22 protein-coding genes and 1 pseudogene are annotated in these 23,325 nt (G+C 41.3%); 7 read left to right on the top strand and 16 right to left on the bottom strand.

From position 1 onward, the window contains the following. The first annotated feature begins 397 nt into the window (after nt 1–397). Complete coding sequence (locus FC093_RS03405) at nt 398–1,852, top strand: NADP-dependent isocitrate dehydrogenase (protein WP_137260352.1); 1,455 nt, start codon at nt 398–400, stop codon at nt 1,850–1,852. Between the two features lie 163 nt (nt 1,853–2,015). Here FC093_RS03405 and FC093_RS03400 read toward each other — a convergent pair whose 3' ends face one another. Further along, nucleotides 2,016–2,606 (bottom strand): TetR/AcrR family transcriptional regulator, encoded by a 591-nt coding sequence (locus FC093_RS03400; protein WP_137260351.1) that lies wholly within the window; start codon nt 2,604–2,606, stop codon nt 2,016–2,018. 307 nt (nt 2,607–2,913) lie between these two features. Here FC093_RS03400 and uvrB point away from each other — a divergent pair, with 307 nt between their 5' ends. Continuing rightward, the gene (gene uvrB / locus FC093_RS03395) at nt 2,914–4,959 is read left to right on the top strand and encodes an excinuclease ABC subunit UvrB (RefSeq protein ID WP_137260350.1); all 2,046 of its coding nucleotides are present in this window, start codon (nt 2,914–2,916) and stop codon (nt 4,957–4,959) included. Nucleotides 4,960–5,200: 241 nt separating this feature from the next. After that, nucleotides 5,201–5,797 carry an ERF family protein gene (locus FC093_RS03390; protein ID WP_137260349.1) on the top strand — a complete coding sequence of 199 codons (597 nt, stop codon included), beginning with the start codon at nt 5,201–5,203 and terminating at the stop codon, nt 5,795–5,797. A gap of 453 nt (nt 5,798–6,250) precedes the next feature. Here FC093_RS03390 and FC093_RS03385 read toward each other — a convergent pair whose 3' ends face one another. From FC093_RS03385 to FC093_RS03360, 6 genes are all read right to left on the bottom strand, one after another. Beyond that, nucleotides 6,251–6,853 carry a TMEM175 family protein gene (locus FC093_RS03385; protein WP_137260348.1) on the bottom strand — a complete coding sequence of 201 codons (603 nt, stop codon included), beginning with the start codon at nt 6,851–6,853 and terminating at the stop codon, nt 6,251–6,253. A gap of 242 nt (nt 6,854–7,095) precedes the next feature. Next, nucleotides 7,096–7,485, bottom strand: coding sequence for a DoxX family protein (locus FC093_RS03380; RefSeq protein ID WP_137260347.1), 390 nt, complete (start codon nt 7,483–7,485; stop codon nt 7,096–7,098). Between the two features lie 434 nt (nt 7,486–7,919). Further along, a complete protein-coding gene (locus FC093_RS03375; protein ID WP_137260346.1) occupies nt 7,920–8,981 on the bottom strand; it encodes a family 43 glycosylhydrolase in 1,062 nt (353 codons plus the stop codon). Nucleotides 8,982–9,253: 272 nt separating this feature from the next. Beyond that, nucleotides 9,254–10,057: a DsbA family oxidoreductase gene (locus FC093_RS03370; RefSeq protein WP_137260345.1), complete on the bottom strand. Its 804-nt coding sequence runs from the start codon at nt 10,055–10,057 to the stop codon at nt 9,254–9,256. A gap of 303 nt (nt 10,058–10,360) precedes the next feature. Next, nucleotides 10,361–11,335, bottom strand: a complete 975-nt coding sequence (locus FC093_RS03365; RefSeq protein WP_137260344.1) for a manganese catalase family protein — start codon at nt 11,333–11,335, stop codon at nt 10,361–10,363. Between the two features lie 254 nt (nt 11,336–11,589). After that, nucleotides 11,590–12,597, bottom strand: coding sequence for a hypothetical protein (locus FC093_RS03360; RefSeq protein WP_137260343.1), 1,008 nt, complete (start codon nt 12,595–12,597; stop codon nt 11,590–11,592). 217 nt (nt 12,598–12,814) lie between these two features. Here FC093_RS03360 and FC093_RS03355 point away from each other — a divergent pair, with 217 nt between their 5' ends. Together FC093_RS03355 and FC093_RS03350 are read left to right on the top strand one after the other, a co-directional pair. Continuing rightward, a complete protein-coding gene (locus tag FC093_RS03355; protein WP_137260342.1) occupies nt 12,815–13,060 on the top strand; it encodes a hypothetical protein in 246 nt (81 codons plus the stop codon). 184 nt (nt 13,061–13,244) lie between these two features. Continuing rightward, nucleotides 13,245–13,868 carry an HAD family hydrolase gene (locus FC093_RS03350; protein ID WP_137260341.1) on the top strand — a complete coding sequence of 208 codons (624 nt, stop codon included), beginning with the start codon at nt 13,245–13,247 and terminating at the stop codon, nt 13,866–13,868. A gap of 135 nt (nt 13,869–14,003) precedes the next feature. Here the strand turns inward: FC093_RS03350 and FC093_RS03345 are convergent, their stop codons facing one another. Continuing rightward, nucleotides 14,004–14,681 carry a phosphatase PAP2 family protein gene (locus tag FC093_RS03345; RefSeq protein WP_137260340.1) on the bottom strand — a complete coding sequence of 226 codons (678 nt, stop codon included), beginning with the start codon at nt 14,679–14,681 and terminating at the stop codon, nt 14,004–14,006. A gap of 79 nt (nt 14,682–14,760) precedes the next feature. Between FC093_RS03345 and FC093_RS03340 the strand changes: the two genes are divergently transcribed. Continuing rightward, nucleotides 14,761–15,177, top strand: a complete 417-nt coding sequence (locus FC093_RS03340; RefSeq protein ID WP_137260339.1) for a nucleoside-diphosphate kinase — start codon at nt 14,761–14,763, stop codon at nt 15,175–15,177. A 395-nt stretch (nt 15,178–15,572) separates the two neighbouring features. Here FC093_RS03340 and FC093_RS03335 read toward each other — a convergent pair whose 3' ends face one another. The 3 genes and pseudogenes from FC093_RS03335 to arfB all read right to left on the bottom strand — a co-directional run. Beyond that, the gene (locus FC093_RS03335; protein ID WP_137260338.1) at nt 15,573–17,402 is read right to left on the bottom strand and encodes a UbiD family decarboxylase; all 1,830 of its coding nucleotides are present in this window, start codon (nt 17,400–17,402) and stop codon (nt 15,573–15,575) included. Nucleotides 17,403–17,542: 140 nt separating this feature from the next. Next, nucleotides 17,543–18,280 (bottom strand): MbnP family protein, encoded by a 738-nt coding sequence (locus FC093_RS03330; protein ID WP_137260337.1) that lies wholly within the window; start codon nt 18,278–18,280, stop codon nt 17,543–17,545. Further along, nucleotides 18,280–18,687, bottom strand: a pseudogene (gene arfB / locus FC093_RS03325) (alternative ribosome rescue aminoacyl-tRNA hydrolase ArfB); the annotation flags it as partial. The pseudogene arfB and the gene FC093_RS03330, both read right to left, overlap by 1 nt. A 101-nt stretch (nt 18,688–18,788) precedes the next feature. Between arfB and dtd the strand changes: the two are divergent. After that, nucleotides 18,789–19,241, top strand: coding sequence for a D-aminoacyl-tRNA deacylase (gene dtd / locus FC093_RS03320; RefSeq protein ID WP_137260335.1), 453 nt, complete (start codon nt 18,789–18,791; stop codon nt 19,239–19,241). 302 nt (nt 19,242–19,543) lie between these two features. Here dtd and FC093_RS03315 read toward each other — a convergent pair whose 3' ends face one another. The 5 genes from FC093_RS03315 to rplM all read right to left on the bottom strand — a co-directional run bounded on the left by FC093_RS03315 (nt 19,544) and on the right by rplM (nt 22,830). Further along, nucleotides 19,544–19,753, bottom strand: coding sequence for an addiction module protein (locus tag FC093_RS03315; RefSeq protein WP_137260334.1), 210 nt, complete (start codon nt 19,751–19,753; stop codon nt 19,544–19,546). A gap of 100 nt (nt 19,754–19,853) precedes the next feature. Then, nucleotides 19,854–20,696 carry a translation elongation factor Ts gene (gene tsf / locus FC093_RS03310; protein ID WP_137260333.1) on the bottom strand — a complete coding sequence of 281 codons (843 nt, stop codon included), beginning with the start codon at nt 20,694–20,696 and terminating at the stop codon, nt 19,854–19,856. Nucleotides 20,697–20,925: 229 nt separating this feature from the next. Beyond that, nucleotides 20,926–21,825 (bottom strand): 30S ribosomal protein S2, encoded by a 900-nt coding sequence (rpsB, locus tag FC093_RS03305; protein ID WP_137260332.1) that lies wholly within the window; start codon nt 21,823–21,825, stop codon nt 20,926–20,928. Nucleotides 21,826–21,942: 117 nt separating this feature from the next. Next, nucleotides 21,943–22,332, bottom strand: coding sequence for a 30S ribosomal protein S9 (rpsI, locus tag FC093_RS03300; RefSeq protein ID WP_137260331.1), 390 nt, complete (start codon nt 22,330–22,332; stop codon nt 21,943–21,945). 54 nt (nt 22,333–22,386) lie between these two features. Next, nucleotides 22,387–22,830: a 50S ribosomal protein L13 gene (gene rplM, locus FC093_RS03295; RefSeq protein ID WP_137260330.1), complete on the bottom strand. Its 444-nt coding sequence runs from the start codon at nt 22,828–22,830 to the stop codon at nt 22,387–22,389. Nucleotides 22,831–23,325: the final 495 nt, after the last annotated feature.

Below are 23,325 nucleotides of genomic sequence, written 5' to 3'. Positions count from 1 at the left end.
ATAATAATGATGTTTCCTGATATTTTTGCTGGTGAAACTGATGGTCTGAACCGGGATTTGCGAGATTGTTGGGATGAACAGGATGGAAGAATTTACTACTTTCTTAGTGTTCCTCTGTGTTTTACTTCATTGCCTCTGTGGTTCAAAAACGTATTTGCATACATACTCAATAATTATTCTACAGTTGAAATGTACGATCATTGCCTGTGGCGGCGCACTGCGCAAGAGACGATTCATTATAGCATTGCAGCCTGCCCACACAAAATAAAAGACACCGCCAGGTGTTTCAATATGCTTCTAATCAAAATCTGCTTGCTATTATACTTAAATTCTCAATGCTTTCCCTTTCTGCTGTGTTTTGTGCACTTACCTTTGTGTACAATAAATGCTAACAACTATGACAAAAATTGCTGTGGCTAAAGGAGATGGAATTGGTCCTGAAATAATGGACGCTGTATTGCACATATTTACTGCAGCTAAAGTGCCGCTGGAGTACGAAGTGGTGGAAATGGGAAAATGGGTGTTTGATAAAGGCTACAGCAATGGCATGACGCCCGAAGCAAAACAAACCATTGAAACTTTGGGTATTTTGTTTAAAGGTCCAATGGAAACGCCTAAAGGAAAAGGTGTAAAAAGTGTGAATGTAACAGCCCGCAAAACCTGGAACACCTACGCAAATAACCGCGTATTTCAAACGCTGCATGGGGTGGATACCGTGTTTAGTAAAGCAGGCATACCCATAGATATTACGGTGGTGCGCGAAAATATAGAAGATACGTACGGCGGCGTGGAGCACATGCTTACACATGATGTGGCGCTGAGTCGCCGCCTCATTACACGCCCCGGCAGCGAGCAAGTGATACGCTATGCTTTTGAAATGGCGAAGAAAAAAAGAGCTCGCCGCATTACCTGTGGGCATAAAGCCAACATTATGAAAATAACGGATGGTTTATTCCTTGAAGTATTTTACGAAGTAGCTAAAGAATATCCTGCCCTGAAAGCCGATGATGTAATTGTAGATGATCTGTGTATGAAACTAGTAACCCGCCCCGATACGTTTGATGTAGTAGTACTTACCAACCTGCAAGGGGATATTGTGAGTGACTTATGCGCTGGCTTGGTGGGTGGTTTGGGCTTTGCGCCCAGCGCCAACATTGGCGACCATATTTGCATATTTGAAGCTGTACATGGCACTGCGCCGGATATTGCTGGTAAAAACATTGCAAACCCGACAGCCTTGCTGTTGAGCGGCATTGCTATGCTGCGCCATCTGGGATTGATGGAAAGCGCAGCTATCATTGAAAATGCATTGCTATATACGTTGGAGCAAGGAGTACATACCGGCGATTTTGGTAATAAAGCAATACCGGCTTTAAATACTACGCAGTTTGCCGATGCGATTATCTCCAATTTTGGTAAGCAACCCGAACAGGGCGCTAAACCAATTATTGCCAACCTACCGAGAACACAAACGCATTTTAAGCTGGAGAAAAATGAAATGATGGAAACGAAAGATTCTGCGCCGGAACTGATTGGCGGCGTTGATTTTTTTATTGAAAGTAATGAACAGCCGATTGCGATTGCAAATAAATGTATGCGTCATGCGGGCGTTAAGTTTAAGCTGATAAATATCAGCAACCGCGGTACGCAGGTGTGGCCAACGGGTTCTGTTTATACCAATCTTGTAAACCTGTACAATGCACGTTTTGAAAGCCTGGATGATCGCCCGCTGAACCAGCAGGATGTACTGGGCTTGTATATAAGCCTGAGCGGCGATTTTAAAATTTGTTCATCTGAATTATTGTTGAAGTTGGGAGAGAAGAAAGTATATAGTTTGGCGCAGGGGCAATAGGAGAGCAGATAGCAGGAGAAGAGTTGACAGTTGCTAATTGACAGATGATAAGAAGGAAAACAAAAGCGTCTTGCAAAGCAGCAAGACGCTTTTGTTTAAGCATATTTGTTATAAGTAATTTCTTTCTGTTAACTGTCAACTCTTCTCCTGTCATCCTGCATCTTTACTTCCTCAAGCCATCAAGCATTATAGTAATCATGTTTTCTTCTAATGCCTCGTCGTTTATCTTTTGCCTGCTGCGGTGCCAGCTTTCAATGCCGCTAATGGCATGCAGCATGATTAATACAGCCGTAGGCGCATCAATATTTTTTATTTGGCCTTGCTCAATCCCTTTTTCAATAATAGCTGCAAAACGCTTGCGATAGCTGCGTCGCTGTGTTTGAAAATTGGATAAATACGGCTCTGCCAAATGACGCCATTCACGGTCGCTTACATGCACTTCTGCATAATTATATATCATCTGGTTTATTTGGAAGCGCAGCAACGCTTCAATTTTATTGATGATGGGGCTTTCGGTAGATTCTACCTGGCTCATGTGCTCCCAATAGCGGTTGGCTACTGCAAAGCAGATGTCGTGCAGGAGTTCGGTTTTGGAGCGGATATGATTGTACAAACTGGCTGCTTCTACGCCTACGCGCTCGGCAAGGTCGCGCATACTTGCTGCTTTATACCCTTTTTCCAAAAACAAGTTGGCGGCTGCCTGCACAATAACGTCTTTGCGCGAGATATCTTTATTGGTTTGTATGCGTGCCATACTACAAAAGTAAAGATGATTAGGTTTTTAGATAAGGATTTTTCTGATGCATTATGTTTTACAGATAATGATTGTACTAATGTATATGGAAGAGGTAAATATTTCGCCTCTGTTGGTGTTCTTCGCTAACAGATAACTATTTGCCGGTAAAGGACACCAGCAGAAGCAGGAAATTTGCTATCCTCTCACTTATAAAATGGGAATTCCTTTCGGGCACAGAGAGCATTATTTACAATCCATAATAATCATTCCTTAATTCCTGTTCTCGCCCTTTCTATAAACTAATTTTGTTAGTAAATTGCGTGGTATGCATTTTCAGATAAAAGCACCTTACCAGCCCAGCGGCGACCAGCCCTCGGCTATTCAACAATTAACAGAAGGAATAGTAAGTGGTGAAAGATACCAGACCTTACTCGGCGTTACCGGTAGTGGTAAAACATTCACCATGGCAAATGTTATTCAAAATGTGCAACGCCCAACCCTGGTTTTAACCCACAACAAAACACTTGTGGCACAGTTGTATGGAGAGTTCCGGCAGTTCTTCCCCGATAATGCAGTAGGCTACTTTGTAAGTTATTACGATTATTATCAGCCGGAGGCTTATATACCGGTAAGTGACAAATACATTGAAAAAGATTTGAGTATTAACCAGGAACTGGATAAGCTGCGGCTACAAGCTACGGCGCAATTGCTTACCGGCAGGCGCGATGTGATCATTGTAGCGAGTGTGAGCTGTATTTATGGCCTGGGAAATCCGAAGGAATTTGAAAATGGCATTATCCGCATTCGCAAAGGTCAGGTAATTTCAAGGCAGGGCTTTTTACATTCGTTAGTCAACTCGTTATACACCCGCACACAAGGCGATTTTACGCGTGGGTATTTCAGGGTAAAAGGAGATACAGTGGATGTGAACCTGCCGTATGCAGATTATGGTTTGCGCGTTACCTTTTTTGGCGATGAAATAGAAGAGATAGAGTCTATTGAACTCAGCAGCAACAAGCGCATCAGCAGAATGGAAGAAGCTACTATTTTTCCGGCTAACTTGTTCTTGGCGCCAAAAGATATGCAGCAGCAAATCATTTATGAAATTCAGGATGAAATGCGCATGCAGGTAGAGTATTTCAAAAGCATCGGCAAGTTGTTAGAAGCACAGCGCATAAAAGAGCGTGTGGAATACGATTTGGAAATGATACGCGAACTGGGTTTTTGCAATGGCATCGAAAATTATTCCCGCTTCTTTGATCGCCGTACACCCGGCAGCCGTCCATTCTGTTTGCTGGATTATTTTCCTAAAGACTTCCTGACGATACTGGATGAAAGCCATCAAACCGTACCGCAAATAGCAGGTATGTATGGCGGCGACAGAAGCCGTAAACTGGTGTTGGTAGATTATGGCTTTCGCTTGCCCAGTGCATTGGATAACCGCCCGCTCAACTTCCATGAATTTGAAAGTATGGTGGGGCAAATGGTATTTGTAAGTGCCACACCCGGCGAATACGAACTGGAAAAAACCGGCGGTGTGGTAGTAGAACAGGTAGTGCGACCCACAGGTTTATTAGATCCTCCAATTGAAGTGCGCCCAAGTGTAAACCAGATTGATGATTTGCTGGATGAAATAGACAAGCGCGTGACCAAGGGCGACCGGGTGTTGGTAACCACGCTTACCAAGCGTATGGCAGAAGAAATGGACAAATATTTAGGTAGAATTAATATAAAAAGTAAATACATCCACAGCGATGTAGATACGCTGGAAAGAGTAGAAATATTACGGCAGTTGCGGCTTGGCGAAATAGATGTGCTGGTAGGCGTAAACTTGTTGCGTGAGGGTTTAGACCTACCCGAAGTATCGCTCGTAGCTATCCTTGATGCGGATAAAGAAGGCTTTTTGCGCAATGAACGCTCGCTTACGCAAACAGCCGGACGTGCAGCACGTAATGTGGATGGGCTGGTGATTTTTTATGCAGATAAGATAACAGAAAGCATGCAGCGGACAATGGATGAAACAGCCCGCCGCCGCGAAAAACAGATTGCTTACAACATGGAACACGGTATTGTGCCAAAAACTGTGAAGAAAAGTATTGAGCAGGTGATGGCACAAACCTCTGTGCTGGACATTAAAGGCTATGACACTAAAAGCCCGTATGCACTGCAGGGAGATGAAGATATTGTGAAGCCTGCGGTAGCTGCCGAAGAACAGGTGGTATATAAAACCATCCCCCAAATGGAAAAGGCAGTGCAGCAAACAAAGAAGCAAATGGAAAAAGCAGCCCGCGATCTGGACTTTATTGAGGCGGCAAGACTGCGCGATGAGATGTTTAGATTGCAGAAAGAGTTGGATGTAATGAAAGCATAGATTGTGGAAAACTATGTGTATAACCTGTGTATAATCATTAACTTATAACAGCTATTTTTTTGATTTCATAATTACTGTAAAATCAAATATTTATAAGCAACTTTTCTATCAAAACTTATTAATTTTCAATGCTTTAAACTTCTAAAAACGTTATGATTTCTTTATGAAAATATAGCTAATACTTTTAGTAAAATGTAGTATATTTGGTCATTCAATTAAAATTTTAAAGTCAAGTAAGTTTATGGAAAAGTCTCCCTCAATTGTGAATCTGGCGAAAGCGTTGAAGCAATTTCATGCAAGCGTTGGCAAGATTACTAAAGACGCTACCAATCCTTTCTTCAACAGCAAGTATGCTACGCTGTCTACTATTCTGGAAGCTATTAAGCAGCCGCTGCTGGATGCGGGGTTGTCTTTTACGCAGTTTCCTACAGGGCAGAATGGTTTAACTACAGTACTGATGCACGGCGAAAGCGGCGAATACATGCAGTGCGATTACTTCATGCAACCGCTTAAAAACGATCCGCAGGCCCAGGGTAGTGTTATCTCTTACATGCGCCGTTATGCCTTAGCTGCTGTGCTGGGCTTAAACCTCGATGAAGATGATGATGCTAACCGCGCTACACACGGTGCAGCCAACCCGCAGGAAGCAGCAGTAAAAGCTTCTACGGTAGCCGAAAAGCCATGGCTGGATAAAAACAGTAAAAAGTACGATTTGGTTGTAGAGCGATTGAAGAATGGAACCACTACTATTAGCCAGGTTGCACAGTTCTTCAAACTGAATAAAGAAGTTCGTGCTGAATTACAGGGCATCGTAAATGAAACCGCTGCATCTAACTAATACGATCGTTTAGATTCTATTATACAATAGCCTGTTTAGCAAGTGCCCGTGCACTTGCTTTTTCATTTGTTTTTTTTGAAGCCTGCTGTTAATGATTTTACGCTGATTAACCAGGTAGAAAAAGGAGCGGATATAATAAAGGGAAGTAGAGAAATTCGTTATGTAATAAACAAATTCTCTTTTAATCCATCGGTTTAAAAATGCTGGCGGTTTAGAAATTAGCACATCAGCGGTTTCAATCATTTGTTTTGATATAAACCGTATGAATTGTGAGGGCGAAGCCTTTTTTAACTCTGTTTTCTTTTCGATAAAACTCCCGTTCCTTGCGGCAAAAACGTACTCGTGTAAATGCCCAGCCTTATTCTTCAATTACACCAGTAGCTTAATAGTAGCACCTCAACTCGTCCCTACAAAAAGAAAAATTTCCGCAGGTGTTTTTCCATCTCTTTGCTGCTATTCTTGATAATTGTTTTTCTCCTTTTTATTATACAACAACTTTTCAATCCGCGGATCAGGTATCAGCCACATAGCAGCTACGGCGGCATACAATATAAGGCTGATAGCCGGTGCTGTAAAAGATAGGATGATGCCCACAGCATATACAACAATTGAAACAATACCTTTTTTATCCCCTCCAATTGCATGGGCAAGCAGCGAATCTTTGCCGTGCAGACGTATGAGTGTATGCAGTAAAATATAATATGCAAAGCCTGCCATAAATAATATAATCCCATACACAGCTACCGGCAATGCGGTAAAATGGTTTTCACCCATCCAATGGGTGGCAAAAGGTACCAGCGAAAGCCAGAAGAGAAGATGTGTATTTGCCCATAAGGTACTGCCATTGATATGACGAACCGTATGCAACATGTGGTGGTGATTGTTCCAGTAAATACCGATGTAAATAAAGCTGAGCACGTAGCTTAAAAGCGCAGGAAGCAGTGGCTTCAAAGAAGCTAATGTATCGCTATGCGGTACCTTTATTTCGAGCACCATAATGGTAATAATAATGGCGAGTACACCATCGCTAAAGGCTTCCAAACGTCCTTTGGTCATACAAGCAGTTTGGGTGCAATATATGGCAAAAGCAAAAGCAGAAAGGCGCGATATATAAGCTGCAGGCTTTGAGCTGCGAGCAGGAGACATGGCATATTACTCAATTAATACTGGTATGAGATGCGCATTAAGCAATGTATAGTATTGCTGCGCCTCATACTAAAGGAAAAGTGATGGGTAATTCCTGTATTTAGCTGCCGCAATAAGTAGTATCCTGTACAACAGGAAAAATAAACAGGCTTTTAGCCTTCCAGATTCCGGGCATTGCTGGCAAGGTATAAAGCAAAAGCTGCCAATGCGGTATCTTTTAAAAGATTTACAAAGGCAACCTGGCGCATTTCGGGACTACCTGAATTTAAGTAATTGGGCAAATGAATAGTGAGCACAAAAATAACGAGCAACAGTGCCAATAAATAACCTGCTATGTTTACCTGCTTATGCAAAATAAACGCTATACCCGCCAGTATAAAAGCAGCACCTGTAATGTACACCCATAACTGACCTCCCGGCATGAATGCCGGCACATATCCAACCAGGTTTTCCGGATTGAGAAAATGGTACAGCCCAAAGCAGATAAGTACGATGCCTAAAATAATTACGGCAATTCGTGCGATAGTGTGATGATGTGTCATAAGGCAAGCTTTAATGAGATTAAATTAGTAGCTTTTTTTAGTATTGCCAAATAAACTTGACACCAACTGATTACCTGAGAGAAACTAAAATAATAAGTTGTGTATTAAATGTTTAAAAGAACTGTAGCACTAACCCATACCTGCTAATGGCAATAATTATTTACTACAAAATCTATACTATAACTGCTCTGATAAACACATTTTCCTTTTATACATAAAGATTTAATTGCTTATGCAGCCATAAGTGCTTGTAACCGGCTTCCAATATCTACTTATCTATAGAGGAAAAACAGCCAGCCGGATAAAACAAAGCGAATAAACCTGCTATTGTATGTATAATTTTACGGGTAAGGAGTTGTTTACCTCTTTTCATCTATAGTATTACATAATTGACCTACTTCCGTATTAAACATTATTTCAGCACCATGGTTTGTTTATTTGCTCTTAAACACCGGACCTTGATGTGGTGTAAAGCTGGGTTCTTCATTTAGTATATAGGGCCAATCATTTATCCATTCTATTTTATCCAGCAGCATCATGCGCTTATAGCCCTGCACTTTATCAAAAGCATGATACAACATCCAGGTATTGCCGGCATCATCTGTAAATATATCGCCGTTATGTCCCGGACCTACAAAACCCGTAGTGCCGGCATTGCCTTGCAACAGCAGTGTGCCGCCATTCTCCAGCAGCGGTTTTCCATCCTTATCTATGTATGGTCCTTTGAAGGAAGTAGCCCTGCCCACCTTTACTCTGTACGTGCTTTTTACGCCCTCGCAACAAGTGCCGGTGGAACCAAAATAGTAGTAATATTTTCCTCTTTTATACACAAAAGAACCTTCATAGGCATTGCCTGCAATCTGAAATTTATCGCCTGTTACACTTGCGCCATCATCAGACAATGGAACGCCATAAATACCATGAAAGCTGCCCCATATAAGGTACAGTTTGCCGCCGTCAATTATCAGCACCGGATCAATAGAATTATCTACCCCTATTTCTTTACTTAAAAATAATTTGCCTTTATCGGTAAACGGACCTTCGGGCTTATCACTTACTGCAAAGCCAACGCCGGGGTTGGGATCGCCCCAGGTAGAAAAGGAGTAGTAGAGGTAATATTTGCCCTTGTAATAAGTAGCATCAGGCGCCCAAATGCCGCCTTCGCTTTTCCAGTCAGGCTTTTTTTGTAAGGCATTGCCAATAAATGTCCAGTGTATTAAATCGGCCGAGCGCAGGATAGGGATAAAGTGGGTTGCATCTTCTAAACTGTCGCGCTTCCAGTTGGCTTGTGTGGAATAAGCATAAAAAAAGCCATCTTTTGCTTTCACCAAATTAGGATCGGGAAAATCGTGGCGGAACACCGGATTTTGATAAATGCTTGTTTCATTAGAAGCAGCAGATTGCGCATACGTAAATTGCCCTGGCAGGCAATATAAAACAATGATACTTAACAACCGGCAAACAAACTTAACGGCAGGCAACGATGATTCTTTCATAAGCTATCGTACTCTCTTTTGGCAGCACAGTACGTCAACAAATATATTGGTTAGCCTTTAATATTTGTATTGATGTTTATAACGCTCACACAATTGTTAAATGCTGCATAACAGCGATAGCATGAATAGATAATGCGTACAAAAGAGAATTCACGGATAATAAAGTAAAAAGGGGGTCAAAACCTTTATAGATTCAGAATTCCTCATTATAGAACAATCAAAGCATTGCTTGCTTCTTCTATCTTATTCATCTCTAAATTCCAGTGTTAAAATCATGGCTCAGTTTTAATTTCAGCTATTTCCCGCTCTGTAGCAGAAGTCCAATACCGGCGGTAATTTTCCTCAGCAGCGGTTTGAGTTTTTGGCATATTTCCGGCAACCTGCTCAAAAGCCTGCAATAAAACTGCATAAGGTTTATAACCCGTAAGCAGCACCGAAGGATAACCCAGCCGCCTGAATAACAAAGCCGGAAACCGCTGGATGCTTTGAATTTGCACTGTGTGCATATCACTGCGAAAAAGGGCTAAACCATTGCCATTAACCAGGTCTTGCTCAAAACGTTGTATCTCAAATTGCGGCATCTCGGCAGCCAGTTGTTCTGCTGTAGCTATCAGTACTTCCTGCCGGCTGATGTTGTTGCCATGCAACATCAGGCTTTCGCGTAGCAAGCGCAAATACCGCGCACCGGCAGCCGCCGATTGCAGTTGCGCACACTTCACTGCAATGCAGGCAGGATAAGAAGACACCGGTGGGTCTGTATGCCATATTGCGCTGCTCATAGGCATACCCGATACCTCACTTGCCTGCATCCAAAGCGGGCCCATTTGTGCCGGCCGGGTTATATTGTTGATGCTGTCTTCAAAGCTTGTCCAGTCGGGCAGCAAGCCGCCCATTATATACTGCACATCTATACTGTTTGCGTACTCGTATTGCAGCCTGCGCCATTGTGGCTCCATAGCCCAACTATAGCAGCACAACGGATCGGTAAAATAAGTGATGGATATTTTATCCTGCAACGGTGTTTTTATGCTGTTTTGTACCGGTGCCGCAGTCGTTCCTTTTATCGTTTCATCCATTAGTTATAATAAAAACTGAAGGTATATTTTAAAAAGCAACACTGCAATAAACAGGCATTATACTTATTTATTGCAGTGTTGTTTATATCAAAGCTTAAGCTTATGCAAATAAGTGTTCACTCAAATCTATTTTTAATCTATTGCAACCATGGTTTCCGCACTACTTGTCCCGATTCATCGGAAAAAGCGCCTGTAAGTTGTAAGTAATAATACCTCCGTGTTGGGCGCATGGGCTACAGACGCCACAGGCTTGCGAATAGCGGCTTCGATTAGTAAATTTAAATTTGACAGGCTACTTGCTATTTACAAATTAAAATTCTTGTTTTTAGTATCAGCACCATAGTTTGGATCATTCCATTGTTGGGGACCTGCGGGTGCCATTTCTTTTATATGTGCGCTTCGCATTTTACCTAGTTTTTCATTCATTTCCGATACCTGGTCTTCGGTGCGATCGGTACCTGCAATGGGCTGCTTTAGTAACCCATTCGTGTCCATTACATGCTGAATCGGATCTTCAATATACTGCCAGGTTTCGCCCAGTTGCGTGCTTACGCCCTGGTTCCATGCGCCACGTATGTTGTTGCCGTTCGACATGTTGAAATACAAATTGCTGTAACGCGGGTCGCTTTGCAATATGCCCGGTGGAAAATTGGGTTGTATGGTGCTGAGCGCAGCTTCAAACATCTGGTAGTGGGCAACTTCCCTCGTCATCAAAAAGCGCAATGTTTCTTTTACATATTCATCATCCGTAAACTGCATTAAATATTCATATACAATTTTCGCACGCGATTCTGCAGCAATATCCGAGCGAAGATCAACGGTTAAATCACCATTTGCATCGCCATTGATATACGAAGCTGTCCAGGGCACACCCTGGCTGTTAGCCAGCATTGGTCCGCCACCACTGGACACTAAAAACTGCGGTGCCACCATTGCCTGATGTATAAAGTTCTCCTTGGCGCTCTTACCATTCAGCAATTGCATAATTTCTGCCTGATCAGCGGCTTCTTTCAACTCGCCATTTATACCGGTGAGTAGCATCTGAATGGTGGCGCCCACAATTTCCAGGTGGCTAAATTCTTCGGTAGCAATATCCATCAGCAAGTCATATTTATCAGGATGCGTCATCCGGTTGCCAAAAGCTTGTAAAAAATAGCGGAGGGCTGCTGCCAGTTCGCCATTTGCGCCGCCAAACTGTTCGAGTAGCATGGTTGCAAAAGCCGGATCGGGCCTGGATACACGTGCATTGTACTGCAAGTCTTTTACATGATAAAACATAGAGTTGATTATTTAGGTTAACAATAGTGCTATTGCTGTAAAAGATATGCCATACCAACTTTCTGGTATATCTCTGTAAAATGTGAATGTGTAATTGTTTAATAATAAAATAGCAACAGCACAGATATCAAAATAAATTTAGCAGAAGTGCTTAAAATATTATAATCAGCAATAGCTAATGGGGTTATTATACCTCAGAAGGTAAGCTGTAAAAGGCAGCCAGGTAATTATTAGTTATGTAATGCAGGATAAATTTATTCGCCCGTATATTCAATTATTACTTTGGCATTTTCCTGCAGGTTAGCTCTGGTAGTCAACTCATATTTTTTATTGCCGGCTCTTATGCGCATCAGCGCTGTATTTGGCGGAATGCTTCCTAAGTTTTCGGCTACCAATACCAGCTCATGATAAGTATGTTGTTTATCTGCCTTAAAGCTATATTTGATAACTTCTTTACCAAGCGTTTTATGGCTCAACACTTCTACATTATTGTGATACAGCGATACAATATCCCCATCAATTTCAGCATCATCCAGCAATATTACTTCTATGTATGGCGAAGTGATTTGCAGCGTTTGCGCCAGCTTGTTTTTCCGCTCGTGCAATACTGTTGGTAGAGCATTAATGTTTAATGAGACATCTGTTTGCAAAGTATCCTGTTGATCCAGTGTAGCAACATTTTTTTTATGTGTATTGATCAGTTTGTAAGATGAAGATGTTATTAAACTACTGTAACGCAACTTGCCATACAAGCTTATTAATTGCTGTTGTGTAATGTTGTTGAAGCTACTCAAATCTCTGTAATAAGCAACTGTACTGTTGCAGGCACTATCACCTGTATTGGTAGTAACCAGCAATATTATTTTCTCCTCTTCTACATACAAACTGCAAAATCCTGCTTTATATCCTGCACAATCGTTCCACTCATAGCCTCTATGGTTGCTATCCTTTTTATACACTACATCTCCTCTGTAAAACTGTTTTTTGCTTTGCGTAAGCAAACCATTGCAGGCATACATTTTTCTTATGTTGGTGTCCTTTGCAAAATAAGTAGTTTGTATGCCGTTAAAAGTACTATCATCTGCTGTGGTAATCTGCAAGGTATTGATACATTGTACAGGTGGTACTAAAAATGGAGTGCCGCTATGCCCTTTCCATATTCCTTTCATCCACGATATATCCTGGCAAAAAGTACCAACTGAACTGCCTTGTAGTACAATACATAATAGTATAACTCTCACCAATAATTTTGTTGCTGGCATGGCAGTATAGTGTTGGCTGTATATAGAAATACGCACTGTTGACCTGCAAATTATGAAAGCTGTATTATACTGCAGGATTATATTTTGCTTATAGTTTTACCGATACCATAAAGCAGGCAACAAGCAACATTAAAATCCCGGTAAACTTTTTGAATGCCTACCTTGTGCCGTGCCGCTTTTGTTTGGTATAAAAATCTTTATTAAATAGTGATATAAAATGCAGGAAGAACTGATAAAAAAACTGAGTAAAACATACGAGCCTTCATCCATGATAGATATGCGTTTCAGAGAAAAAGATATTGCTTTTAAAACAGATGAAAAAGGCAACCCCATCTTCTTGTTTATTGGCAAAAGGGGAGAAGATGGCAACATTAAAGGCGAACGCTATGCGCGCACGCTGAAGTATGATAATAACGGCAATAAAATAAAAGATCACTGGGAAATGAAAGGAAAGGCGAGTTAGGATCGCAGACTAGGCTGATAAAGTTATATAACTATTGGACTGGTTTAATAATAAAGGATTAAACAGATTGCACTGAATTGTGCAGATAAGATTTTATGTGTTGATGCGGATAATATCCGCATACTTTTTTACATCATTACAAATTGCATTTGCTGGTAGCAATAGAATAAAATAATTTCAAAACATGAGTACAACTATTCGCATCAAAGCTTTACTGCTTGATATTGGGGGTGTGTTTCTTACCAATGGCTGGGGACATCAATCGCGCAGACTGGCAGCACAAAAATTTAATATAGATTATGATGAAATGAACGAACGCCACAAGGTAGCTTTTGATGCGTATGAGACCGGCAAAATAAACCTTAATGAATATTTACAGCTAATCGTATTTTATCAAAAAAAAAGTTTTACAAAAGAGGATTTTAAGGATTTCATGTTTGCACAATCGCAGCCACTGCAACCCATGATTGATTGGATTTACCGCCTGAAACAGCAATATAAAATTAAAACTGCCTCGGTTAATAACGAAGGCAGAGAACTGAATGATTACCGCGTATGTACATTCCAATTAAATCGCTTTATTGACGTGTTTGTATCTTCTTCGTATGTGCACCTTCGCAAGCCCGATAAAGATATTTACAAGCTGGCAATGGATATTTTACTGGTGAAGCCCGAAGAAACTGTATATATAGATGATCGTCCTATTTTTATAGAAGTGGCAAAAAGCCTTGGTATTCATGCTATCCACCATGTAAATCTGGAGCAAACGAAGTTATGTTTGGATGAGTTTGGATTAAGCATGGAATGATTTTGCTCACAAATAGCACGGATGAGTACAGATAAAGGGAAGAATTTTCATGTAGTAATATTATTAATGCTTTAAGTGTAACAAAAACTAAACAAGCAGCCACACTACTCACAACTCATTCACAAAGTTTATTATTCATCTATACGCTCTGTGAGCAACTTTTGGCTTCCATAGTTTTTGCATAATCCAGTGGCTTGCATACGCACTTGCAACGCCTATGGCTGCACCGCTTAATACCTGCGAAGGCAAATGATATCCTTTGTACATGCGCGAGTAGCCAACTGCACTTGCCCAGGCATAAGCCGGCACAGCAATGTACCATTTTTTATATTCCAATGTAAGGCTTGTAGCCGTAGCAAAAGCCAGCGTTGTGTGGCCTGATGGAAATGCCCTGCCATGGTCGGGTGCGGTTACGAAAATCTCGTTTGGATATTTATCTGCCGGCCGCGTGGCATTAATAGTTCTTTTCAGTGCTTCCGAGATAATGCTGCTGATGCCAATACTGATTGCCGTTTCTATTGCATCGTGCTGTGCCTGTTTATCTTTTTCTATCAAACCATAGGCGAATGTACCTGCCGGAACAGCAGCCGTAAGCCAGTAGCCACTGCCACTTATGCCAGACCATATATCGGATGTAGGATAACGGGGATTGATTGCTTTTAAAATATTAACATCAAGATTTTGTGCATTAACTTTTAAAACAAAAAAGAAAATAGCTGTAAGAACAATAGGAAAAATTCTCTTTAAAATAGATAACATGGCGCTGTATAGTAGTTTACTAAAGTTGGTAAAGATAACAGTGCTGAACTGCATTTATTCTTTGGTAAACGGGAATGCTTAATGCTGAATATAATTTTTCAATACTTACTTTTGCCGCCAAATTTTTATACTAATGAATAACAGAACATTTACGATGATTAAGCCGGATGCCACGCAAAAAGGACACACCGGCGGCATTATAGATATGATCATTAAAGCAGGTTTTACTATCAAAGCCATGAAATGGACAAAACTGACCAAAGAGCAGGCAGGTGCGTTTTATGAAGTGCATAAAGAGCGTCCTTTTTACGGCGAATTGGTTAATTTTATGAGTAGTGGTCCTATTGTAGCCGCTGTTTTAGAAAAGGAGAATGCAGTAGCAGACTTCAGAAAACTCATTGGCGCTACTGACCCTGCAAAAGCCGACGAAGGCACCATCCGTAAATTGTTTGCTGCTTCGGTAGGCGAAAATGCAGTGCATGGCAGCGACAGTGACGAAAATGCAGCTATCGAAGGCAGCTTTTTCTTTTCGGGTTTGGAACTTTTTTAATGGCATGTATTATAAATTGTTATAAGTCAGCGTAAGCTCATTACTACTTTATTCAACAGTTTTGTTGGTATAGTTTTTGTCAATAAGTAATGTTTTTTAAGGGTTTAGGGTTGAAAAAAGGGGCACTGGTTTTCCGGAGCCCCTATTTTTTAGTTATTAGTTACTTACTATTGAAGTTTCCTGATTTATACAGATGCTGCTGATGTCTTTTATTGAATGTAATTTTCATAACCGGCAGCTCATTATGCAGGTTTCGTACTAAATAAATGGTAATATTTTTAATGGAAGAGTAGCAGTTTTTACCACAATCGAAATATAAATATAGAAAGAAAAATATCTTGCTTTTGTATCTATATGATTTATCGTGCAATTGAAAATCAAATCAATAAATAGCGTCAGATATCATATAAACTTCCCCCTTTTCTAAACAACTTCTCAATTTTACTTTCTACACCAGCATCCTTTTCTACCGGTGGCGCATGATGCGGTTTGATGCGTGCATCAATAATTACATTGCTACAACCCCAGTGTTTGTTTTTTACAAAACTGTTTATACCATGTATATCATGCGATGGATTACAGCGTGTAAATGTTATCCATAAGAAGTTATTCAGCGTAGATACGGCAAATGTTGCATCATCGCACAACACGATGAATGGTACACCTGCAATAGCTGCTGTTTTACTTTTTAATTGTATATTCAACACTTCTATTGCTTCTTCTGCCTGCTGTTGAGTTGTAAAAGGATCCATTTGCATACATACCACTCCGGGCATTGCCAATCTTGCATTTTTAAATTGCTGCAATTCGGTTAAGGCTGCCGGCACTTCTGTAGTAAGATTTCTTTTTACATCTCCATAAGCCGCAAATACCACTTTGCTGCCACTGTTAAGGCTCGTACCCGAGTAATCGAGCGTATCAATGGTAGTATTTGTGTAAAAATGAACGTCGCGTCCCAGGTCTATGCGCGATAATACATATTGTAAAAATGCTACTACATCGTGTGCATGCACGCTGTTGTCATCATCGGCAGTGATGAACAGAAATTTGGCTAAGCTCAGTTGCCCGGTGCCTAAAATATGATTGGCAATGGTGAGCAGTTCGGCGGGCTGCTTTGCAGGAGCGTATGGCGTGTATCGCTCACTGCCCACCGCCAGCAACAACGGATGTACCCCCGCCGCATCTACCGCGTGTACTTCCTTTACACCCGGTATTTCGTTGGGTATTGCATCGCCGGTCATATCGTGTATCAACTGACCAAAGCTTGTATCTTCCTGCGGCGGACGACCAACTACTGTAAACGGCCAAATAGCGTTATTGCGCGCATATACTTTATGCACCTTCATTACCGGGAAAGGATGCTGTAAACTGTAATAACCCAGGTGATCGCCAAAAGGACCTTCAGGTTTATTATCGCCGTCATGCACTTCGCCGGTAATTACAAAGTCCGCATCGGTGCTAATGCAATAACCATCTTTATACACATAACGAAATCTTCTGCCTGCCAGCACACCGGCAAAGGTGAGTTCGCTTAAACCTTCGGGCAAAGGCATTACTGCAGCCAACGTATGTGCTGGTGGGCCGCCTACAAACACACTTACTTTCAGGGGCTGGCCTTTTTCATTTGCTTTGGTTTGATGCACCCCAATACCGCGATGCAACTGGTAGTGTAATCCTGCTTCTTTATCGGGCACATATTCATTACCTGATAATTGTATGCGATACATACCCAGATTAGCGTTCATTACGCCGGGTTTGTCTATATCTTCGGTATATACCTGCGGTAATGTTACAAAAGCACCGCCATCCATTTTCCAGTGATGAATTTGTGGCAGTTGATGAATGGTTATTTCATTTTGCAAAACAGGCTTATTGATGGGATTTTTCAGTGGTAATGCGTGCAAAGCTCCTATTGCAGCGCCAGCATGTTTGATGGGTTGTTTAAAAGCTGCAGCCGGATTGTTTTTTAATACTATGAGTTTTTGTATAGTGGTATAAGTATCGCGAAAAATAAAACGGCTTCTTTCCAGCGTACCAAAAATGTTGGATGCTGCGCGATAATTGCAACCTTTTACATGCTCAAACAGCAAAGCCGGACCTTTAGCCTCATGCACGCGCAGATGAATAGCCGCCATTTCCAGATAAGGATCTACTTCTTCTTTCACGCGCACCAAATGACCATGCTTTTCCAGGTCAATCAAACAGGCTTCTAATGATTTGTACATTTTGCTTTACTTAGGATAACTGATATTACTGACTCTTATTAATCGCAGATCTTACTGATAAATGAATGGCATTACTGATAGTCTGACGCTTACATAAAAGGCATCAGGCTAATCAGTTGGCTGTAGGGAAGCATCATTATTCAAAATGTAAACATCTTTTCGTAATTATCTGCAATATCCATTGCTAATTTACCCGGCTCGTGGCACATAGGATGCTCCGCAATTTTTACATCATGTGTGCCGGCAAACCATTTCAATACATCAGCCTTGATAATAACATCCCTGGATTTTGATAATGATGTTTCCTGATAAAAAGCTGCTGGTACTGGTAGATCAATTTTTCTTGCCGCATTTTCGCCATATTTATAGCCGCCAACATCGTACGAAAACTGCCTGCCGGGTGATTTGGCTACCGCAGAAGTGCCTTCCAGCTTTGCCATGATATAGCCGGTATTCCATACCCAATACATGCCTTTGGCCGGATCTAAATCGCCCGTTTGTACGCCGGTTGTATTTGTAATGCTATCCACACCTAATAAAAATTGAATGGCTGTAATGTTGCCTGCCGGTGCAATAAAGGAAAGTTGTTTGGTAGTACTGTCTCTCTCGTTTACTAAGTGCGGAGTTAGGTTTGTTTTGTAAATAGTACTATCTGCATATTGCAATTGCATATCGGAGATATAATATTTAAAAGCCCTTACCATAAAAGGTTCACCAAAAGCATTGGTGTACTCAATGCCTGTTTGCAGCGAAGCATCACCTACCATATTTTGAAAAATCAAACGGATAGTTTGCGATGCCGGTTTTTCTTTTCCCTTTTGAGAAAAAGCGATACAAACGCTTATTATTACAACAATCAATAGCAAACACTTTTTCATCAACAATCTCCTCTTCTTATTTTTTGACGACCTTCTTTTACCTGCGAAAGCTTTTTCTTATTTTCTATCCGTTTTTCTTTAGCCGCTTTGGAAGGTTTGGTAGCAATGCGGCTTTTCTTTTTTTCTAACGCCTGTTGCACTAGCGCATTCATCTTTTTAATTACCAACTGACGGTTGCCCAACTGCGTTCTTTCTGCCTGCGATTTTACCAGCAAAGCGCCATCGGCAGTTATTTTGTTGTACAGCTTTTGTAAAATCAGTACTTTTTGTTCTTCGCTTACAAGCTGCGAAAGTGCAACAGGCCAGCGACCTTCCACCATTGTCTCTACTTTATTTACATTTTGTCCGCCTTTGCCGCCGCTGCGTGCGGTTCGAAAAATTATTTCGGGCGTAATGTCTATCTTCATTACTATTGTTAATTGGTGAAAAAGAAGTAGTGAAACCTGCAAGTTTACTTCCTTTGCAACAAATTAAAAGGATAAAAATTAAAGGTAACAATTAAGAGCTTATGCGTGCAGTGATACAAAGAGTTTCGGAAGCAATGGTTAAAGTGAATGGTGAAATAACCGGCAGTATTCAAACGGGTTTGCTGGTATTGGTAGGTATTGAAGATGCAGATACGGCAGAAGACATACAATGGTTGAGTGGCAAAATTGTGAACATGCGCATTTTTGATGATACAGCCGGCGTAATGAATGTAAGTTTAAAAGATGTTGACGGTGATATTTTACTTGTAAGCCAGTTTACATTACATGCCAGCACCAAAAAAGGTAACCGTCCTTCGTACATACGTGCCTCCAAGCCACCTGTTGCTATACCAATGTATGAAAAGCTGATTGATCAGTTGAGTGCTGATTTGGGTAAACCGATACAGACCGGCATTTTTGGCGCGGATATGAAAGTGCGTTTATTGAATGATGGGCCAGTAACGATTGTGGTGGATACAAAAAATAAAGAATAGAACCTATAAACGTAACCGTTTTCTTACAAAAGTATTACTGCGTTTTGCATGTACAACGCCAATAATAAGAATTTTTTCCCGTTCAATAAGATAAGACACTTTGTAAGGAAACCTGATCACCATACACCGTGAACAGAGAGATATGTAAAAGTATAATGGAGCGGATGAGATTGAATGTTTTGTAAGGTAGTCAAATAATCATCATAAAAACGCTAACTTAAACCTTTCGCTTACTGTTCATAACAGTTATAGCGTCCTCAATATCTAAGAAAACAATCGGGTTAATAATTAACCTGAAAGCCCTACTTATCAGCAAAATATTTTTTAAGCATATCTGGGCTTATACCTTCTTTTGGATTTTCTTCGTGCAATTGGAGTCGCTCTTTTGCAAACGCAATCTTTTCGCTTGTAGCCGGCATTAATTCGTTTTCTATACTACTCCGGAGTTCCTCAGCCAAGGCTATCTTCTCGGCTGCCGGTAATGCAATTAATTCCTCCTTGTTGTACGGCATAACATTAATTTTATATACGGTAAATTAATCTTACAATATCCAGAAAACAAAAGGGAATATCCGGTACGGATATTCCCTTTTTACAAAAAGAAAAAATATATTATCCTACTGCTACTCTTTTGAACTCAGTAACTTTTACATCGGCACCGGCGCTCTTTAAATAATCAGCAACAGATTTGCTGTTGTCTTTTACAAAAGGCTGAGCCAATAAAGTTTGCTCTTTAAAGAATGCTTTCAGTTTACCGTCTGCAATTTTAGCAATCATTTCGGCAGGTTTACCAGCCATCTTCGGATCTTGCTGAATCTGCTCGGTTACAATGGCTCTTTCGCGATCAATGGTTCCGGCAGGAACTGAATTTTCATCCAATGCCACGGGGTTCAATGCCGCAATTTGCATAGCCACATCTTTACCAACTTCCGGAGCATAAGTGGTTAAACCTACCAATACGCCTATACGGTTTGTACCGTGAATATAAGAAGCTACATAAGGCGCTTCCACTCTTTCAAAACGGGTAACGTCTATTTTTTCGCCAATAGCAGCCAGCTTATCGTTGATAAGGTTGGATACTGTAGCGCCGTTTACGGTTGTATCTTTTAATTCTTCTGTACTTTTTACATTGTTGGCAATGGCTGCATCGGCAATACTTTGTACAAAAGCGACAAAATCGGTGTTTTTAGAAACAAAATCGGTTTCGCAGCTTACGCATACAATGATGCCAACATTATTATCGCTGTTGGTTTGTGCGATTACAACACCTTCTTTGGCTTCGCGGTCGCTGCGCTTGGCAGCTACTTTTTGACCTTGCTTGCGCAGCCAGTCGATAGCTGCTTCAAAATCGCCACCGGTTTCGGTTAATGCTTTGCGGCAATCCATCATACCAGCGCCGGTTGCCTGGCGCAGCTTATTAATATCTGCTGCTGTTATTTGAACTGTTGATGACATAATCAAATGTTTGCCCCCGTCCCCTAAAGGGGAGTTATAAAATTGAATTGTTTGTAATGCTAAAGGGGAATTAGCACTAATTCTTTATTGCTTATAAACACAGAACCCAACTATTGCTGCAGTTGGGGTGTGTAGGCTATATATTAAGTTGACAGTTGTTGGATGATAGTTGACAGAAAGATGAACAAACTTATCATCAGTCAACCAACAGCTGTTGTTTACAAAGCTCCTATCTGCGTGGTCCACCTTGTCCGCCACCACCGGCCGGTCTGCGGCTTGCACCACCAGGTACACGGCGTTTAGGCTGATTGGTGCCATGTGCTGCTCTTTCGCCACGTGCGCGACCACCTTCTGCTTCGGCTTCTGCCTGCAGGCGGGCTGCCTTCTTTTCTGCTTCATTATCCACTTCTTCTACTTCTTCGTCTTTACTCTGCTGACGCTCCTGCAAACCCTCGGCAATAGCGGCAGTGATGTAGTTGGTAATGATAGCGATAGATTTGGTGGCATCGTCATTGGCAGGAATTGCAAAGTCAACCTTGTTGGGATCGCTGTTAGTATCTACCATACCAAAAGTAGTGATGCCCAAACGCTTAGCTTCTGCCAGGGCAATGTGCTCGTGACCAATATCTACCAGAAAAAGAGCTGCCGGCAGGCGACCCAACTGAGCGATACCGCCCAGTACTTTTTCCATTTTCTCTTTATCACGGCTTAATGTAAGGCGTTCTTTTTTAGTAAGATTTTCGGCGGCACCGGTTTCGCTTAGCATTTTATCAATGCTCTGCATTTTCTTTACGCTCTTGCGCACGGTGTTAAAGTTGGTAAGCATGCCACCCAACCAACGCTCGGTTGCAAAGGGCATATTTACGCGGTTGGCGCATTCGCTTACAATTTCTTTTGCCTGCTTCTTGGTAGCTACAAACATGATCTTTTTGCCACTCTTTGCAATTTGCTTCATAGCGGCAGCAGCTTCCTGCAGGTGATCTACCGTTTTGTTTAAATCTATAATATGAATACCTTTCTTTTCGGCAAAGATGTAAGGCAACATTTTAGGATTCCACTTCTTCTTCAGGTGACCAAAGTGTACACCTGCATCGAGCAATTGTTGCTGTAAAGAAGGAACTTGTTCCATTTGTATAAAAATTTTAATAATGATGTTTCTGATAAAGTACTGATAATACCGGTTTGAGAAAATGCTTTCGGTATCAGCAGCATCGGTAATAAGTCCGTATTATCCGGGATCCAAAAACTAACGCTTGCTGAACTGGAAGCTCCGGCGTGCTTTTTTGTGACCGAACTTCTTACGTTCTACACTGCGTGGATCACGCTTGAGGTGACCGGCAGCTTTTAAAGCCGGGCGCAACTCAGGATTGACTTCCAGCAGGGCGCGGGCTATACCTAATTTGGCGGCTTCTGCCTGACCTTTTAAACCACCACCCTGTGCATTAATGAGCACATCAAATTTATCTAACGATTCAACGGTTTTCAAAGGTGCTTCTACCTGGTTTTGCAGGTATGGCAGTGCGAAATATTGTTTATAGTCTTTGCCGTTTACAGTGATTTTGCCTTCCCCTCTGCTAAGGAATACGCGGGTAACGGCTTCTTTACGGCGACCAACTGCGTTTTTTTGTTTTTCCATTTAAATAGCTTTATGCTAATAATTTAATTATATTACCCCTTTAGAGCCGGGGCTTTAGAATTTAAGTTCTTTAGGTTGCTGTGCAGTATGCGGATGCTCGGCACCAGCGTACACAAATAACTTTTTAATCATTTTGCGACCGAGACGGTTTTTAGGCAACATGCCTTTTACTGCTCTTTCTACCACCATTTCGGGGCGACGGCGAAGCAGGTCTTTAGCGATCTCTTCTTTTTTGCCGCCGGGGTACCCGGAGAAATTAATGTAGGTTTTTTCTTCCATTTTGTTGCCGGTGAAGACAACTTTGTCGGCGTTGGTAACGATGATGTAGTCGCCGCAATCTACGTGCGGGGTGTAGTATGCCTTGTTTTTGCCACGCAGTACGGCAGCAATCTTGGCACACATACGTCCCACGGTTTGATTAGTACCGTCCACAACATACCAGTTGTGCTTAACGGTAGCCGCATTCGCATGCTTGGTGGTGAAATGTAATTTGCTCATTATTAACTATTAAATTGTTTACCGGCGCTATCCCGCCGCGTTTTTAAAAATGGCTGCGAAGGTACGTGAAACAGGCTTTAATTACAAAGCTTTTAAGGAATAATTTTGAAACAGAGTTTTGTAATTGGTTGATTTACAATAAAAATTTTGCACGGGAATTTTAGAGGGTATAAAAAAGCGAAGCAAATATTTATAAAGCTGCACTGTTTGCTGCAATGATTGCTGAACAGAACATTAAGCTTTCCATTGCTGCTTTTGTATTTTTGCCTGAAATCCTGACTTTGCTTTGACTACACTTATCCCAGGCTTTGGGTAGGCTTTACCTACGCTTTACTATGTAGTAAGAGTAACGCATGACTCGTCCTAAAATAGCTATACAGATTATTAAATAAATCCTGATTCGGTTATACAAATATAATTTTTAGTCCTGTAATTGCTATACAGTTGCTTTTTGATGGCTATAAGTTCGGTTATAATTTTTCCATTTCTTATTCA

Source organism: Ilyomonas limi (assembly GCF_005233845.1).
GTDB classification, from domain to species: domain Bacteria; phylum Bacteroidota; class Bacteroidia; order Chitinophagales; family Chitinophagaceae; genus Ilyomonas; species Ilyomonas limi.
The sequence above is the reverse complement of the archived record's forward strand: the minus strand, read 5'-3'. Positions and strand labels throughout refer to the sequence as shown.